The following is a 758-nucleotide window of genomic DNA, read 5'->3' as shown; positions in this document are numbered from 1 at the left end:
GCTTCTGGCCGGTGAGGTGGATGCCGCCGAGTTCATTCCCTTTTCACGTGTGCCGGAGCTTGAAGCAGACCAAGCGATCAACATGAACCTCTATCCGTCCACACGGATCATATATTCGCCGATCAACACGCGTGAAACCCGTGCTGACGGATCGCCTAACCCTTTGTCAGACGCTCGGGTACGGCAAGCACTCAACTATGCCACCAACAAAGAGGCACTGATCGGGCTTGTGCTGCAAGGCGCCGGCAAGCCAATGACGTCGCCTTTGATGGCGGCGGCGACCCAGCTTTCCGCAAATCTTGATCCGTTGTATGCCTACGACCTTGACAAGGCGAAAGCTCTGATCGCCGAGGCCGGCGTAGCGCCAGGAACCGAAATCACCTTTACGACTTTGGCTGGCTCTGCGGATGACAGCACAATATTTGCGGCTCTTCAGCAAATGTGGGCTCCGTTGGGGATAAACCTGTCAGTCGAACAGGTGGATGGACCGACACGTGGCGCCAAGAACCGCTCGGGTGAGTTTGACATCCACACCTATGGTTGGGTGAACGACGTAAACGACCCCAGCCAGGTCGTAGGCTGGTTGGGTCATACACCTACGGCCAATGCGGTCGGTACTGGTTGGGAAAACGCGGAATTCAACGCTCTGTTTGAGGCTTCGGCAACCGAAATCGACGCCGAAAAAAGAGCGGCCCAGTATGCTGAAATGCAGGAAATATATGCAGATGCTGCCCCCTTGCTTTTCATGTATGAGACGC

The 758-nt window shown here is 55.7% G+C and carries 1 protein-coding gene; it reads left to right on the top strand.

All coding sequences use genetic code 11. The annotated features are described in order from the left end of the window. The coding region (locus ACR0C6_RS21695) for an ABC transporter substrate-binding protein (protein WP_480621210.1) at positions 1–758 on the top strand (758 nt) is incomplete at both ends.

This window comes from Ruegeria sp. AL12 (genome assembly GCF_056540885.1).
Note: the sequence above shows the minus strand (reverse complement) of the source record. Positions and strands in the feature narration are given on the sequence as shown.